Below are 3050 nucleotides of genomic sequence, written 5' to 3'. Positions count from 1 at the left end.
AAAAGTAGCCATGACTGCCCCAAGCACCGCTCAAGATGATTGACGCCCGCCGCTCAGGATAGTTGACGTCAACCAGGAGAAACAGCCATGAGAACTTGGTACGAAAAAGCCGAAGATGAAATTGATCAGCAACTGGCTGACGGACTGATTGACGGGCGGGAGTATCAGCGCCAGATGCGTGATCTACGCGCAGAGATGCAGAGCAATGCCGAAGAAGCCTCCCGCGATGCATACAACGATGCCGGGGCCTATCGGATGGATCACAGATGAATCCATTTATCGGCTTGAGCGCGGCGGAAACGACAGCAAAGGAACCGTCCCGATACACAAGAGCCGGTCGTATGTGGCGAAAACCCCAGTTCTTCTCGCCGCCCAAGCCGAAGCCTATGCTGATGCGAGGGTGTGCGAGGCGCTGGAAGCCGCAAAGCAACTGGCAGATTGGGCCGAGTTCGAGGTCGGCGCTGAGCCAGAACTTACGCCCGGGCTGCAAGCCCTCCGCGCCCTACTCCCCTCAACGCCTGCACGACCGGAATCTGAGCAGTAGCCGGGTCCAGGCCGCACCCGATTGCGTCAAGTCGGGGTCATCGCACAGGCTGGCGAACTGACCCCAGAGATTAACCCTAGCGGTGGCGCTTTCCGGGATTTTTCTTGTGGTGGGTATGCGCACCACGCTCCTTGCTCACATGCTGAGCACTTTTTCTGCTAAAGGTCACGCCTTTTGGGGCGATGGGACGTGGAGTGCGCTTGCGGTCGGCTTCGGTAACGATTTTATTGGCCATAAGAATCTCCCTAGTTTGGTAAAGCCCATCATTGTTACACATTTGCACTCAAACGCCAGCATGTAGGCGCACATGCCCGACCCCACGGCGAGCGGGGCATCCTGGAAGCAAGGCCAGGGCCATCACATAGGCGGCGGCGTGGAAGGACACGCACGGTATGCGAGGCGGACTTGTGGCGCATCAAGCGCGACACGCGAAACGCTATCCGGATAGCAACGGAAGCCGCCAGCCGGTATCAAGCCCGGCCCCCACCCATCAGCGTTCTACCAGAGATAACAGGAGATCAGCATGCAACCGAGATTCGACGAGAAACGGCAGGTCTATCGGGATTGCAAGTGGTGTGGCGGTGCAGGCTGTCTTTGCTGCAGAGCAGAGGCTGACAAAGCATATAAGTCCATGTTCCCTGACGGGGCGAAGCCAATTGCAACATTCGATATTTCTACGCCAGAAGGCGTGGAAATAGCCAGGAACGCACTCAGCCCGGAGTCGCTAACCAAGGCATTTGGGCCGGGCGGCGATGGTTTTGACGGAATAATCAAGCGCGCCCACCCCACAGGAACCACCCCATGAACATCACCACTATCCAAACCAAAGTCTACGCGATCGTTTCCGAGCAGCTTTGCATCCCTGAATCAGAGATCACGCCGGACTCAAACCTATCAAGCCTTGGTGCCGATTCTCTCGATAAGGTCGAGATCGTCATGGTCATCGAGGATGACTTCCAGATCGAAATTCCCGATGCGGAGCTGGAGGAAATCGAAACGGTACGGCAACTCATCGAGCTGATCGGGAGGCTGCGGTCATGACCACTGAAACCGCGCTGACGTTGCCATCTTTCGATGAATGCGCCAGGAAAATAGACGCCGCAATGGAGCAAAAGCCATGAGCAAGGTAACGATGCCGGATCCTGTTGCTAGGGTTCGCGTAGGCTCAATCATCGAATACGACCACATACAAAAAAGCCGAACCCAATGTCTCAAAGGGCTCGGCCTTGCTTGGTCGCTCCATCTGCCCGCCAACTCAGGCGAGCGAAGCGATCACATTACCTGGATATTTGACGCTTGGGGGCCTTTTTGACCCTGCGTTGCAACGAACGAAACTCGCTGATTTTCTTCTAGGTTTTTATGTCCAGAGCCCTGAATTTCGCTGTAGTGCGCGAAGAGATCTTTGCCGCCCGACTCGGGCATGATAAAACCGAAGCCCTTGTCGTTGTTGAACCACTTCACGATACCAATTTCTGTTTTCAATGTAAGTCCTAATTTTTAGAAGGGAAAGATATCCCACCGGCACTATGGGGCACGCGCAGAAATATACCTAGCACTGTTACAAAATAACACTCGACGTCGATGAGGGCAGCAGTACGCGCAGGCGATGCGCAGCAAATGATCGCGGGCGGTAGCGGCCCGTCTCGATGCGGCAAGCAATAAGACTAGGCAAGGCCGGGATTGCATCCGGCGCTATCAGGCCAGCGTATCGCTGGTGCTCTACCGCCACTCCGGGCCGCCCCTGAATACGGAGCTTGAGCAGCATCAGGGGATTAGGTGGCGTCCAGCGCACAAGGCGCGGCCATCCGCTAGAGGTTTGGCGCGCTGGAATCAATCGAGGCAGATGCCGTGCCCTGGAACTACCGGGGGCGCAACGCGGTGCAGCTTCGCGTCGGAGAACGATACCCCCACCCAACACAAGAACGATCACCTGGGACCGCAAAGCGGCGCTGATTGCCACTCTAGCCAGGGAATGAGTGGACCAAAACCGGACAGGTATTGCGGGCGTGGGATTCGCCCAAGAGCCGGTAACTCTGCCCCCGACTGGCCGACCGTAAGCGGCCACCAACTGCGGACAACCGGCGGGCAATAAACCCCGTCGCCCCGCGACTCGCTGGCAGACGAGTGATAAACACATTGCTTCCGCGCCTTTGTTTTAGGGCTTGGCAAGCTGCGGATAAGGCTTGGAGACGGTCAGCAGCCAACTGACGCCGGAAACGTAACCGGCAACGAACCCAACCGCCTGCAAAGCTGTAGCCGTGATTTCCTTGCGCTTATCTACAAGGTCAGCCTCCACGACCCTAATGAACGCGGTCGGCGGCGTGCTCCTGAACCAGCCCCCTGGAACACCGGACACAGTCACCCGCTTAAAATAGCAGGTAGGCATACGACTGTGTTTATGTGTTATCGGTCGTCCAATAATCCCCCCTGGGGATGCGGACAAAATCTTGGACTACTTGGGAGTAGTTCATGTATTCATACCAGGATCGTCTGCGCGCCGTAATGC

General features: G+C 56.7%; 4 protein-coding genes. 2 read left to right on the top strand and 2 right to left on the bottom strand.

Annotated elements, in window-relative coordinates:
* The first annotated feature begins 87 nt into the window (after positions 1-87).
* The gene (locus tag ABS761_RS16755) at positions 88-270 is read left to right on the top strand and encodes a hypothetical protein (protein WP_350409529.1); all 183 of its coding nucleotides are present in this window, start codon (positions 88-90) and stop codon (positions 268-270) included.
* Positions 271-620: 350 nt separating this feature from the next.
* Here ABS761_RS16755 and ABS761_RS16750 read toward each other — a convergent pair whose 3' ends face one another.
* Positions 621-779 (bottom strand): hypothetical protein, encoded by a 159-nt coding sequence (locus tag ABS761_RS16750; protein WP_350409528.1) that lies wholly within the window; start codon positions 777-779, stop codon positions 621-623.
* A 566-nt stretch (positions 780-1345) separates the two neighbouring features.
* On the opposite strand from ABS761_RS16750, the gene acpP reads away from it, so the two are divergent.
* Positions 1346-1585 carry an acyl carrier protein gene (gene acpP, locus ABS761_RS16745; RefSeq protein WP_502881458.1) on the top strand — a complete coding sequence of 80 codons (240 nt, stop codon included), beginning with the start codon at positions 1346-1348 and terminating at the stop codon, positions 1583-1585.
* Positions 1586-1816: 231 nt separating this feature from the next.
* Here the strand turns inward: acpP and ABS761_RS16740 are convergent, their stop codons facing one another.
* Positions 1817-2026, bottom strand: coding sequence for a cold-shock protein (locus ABS761_RS16740; RefSeq protein ID WP_350409527.1), 210 nt, complete (start codon positions 2024-2026; stop codon positions 1817-1819).
* Between the last annotated feature and the right edge of the window lie 1024 nt (positions 2027-3050).

It is taken from the genome of Castellaniella sp. GW247-6E4 (assembly GCF_040276065.1).
Lineage (GTDB): Bacteria > Pseudomonadota > Gammaproteobacteria > Burkholderiales > Burkholderiaceae_B > Castellaniella.
The sequence above is the reverse complement of the archived record's forward strand: the minus strand, read 5'-3'. Positions and strand labels throughout refer to the sequence as shown.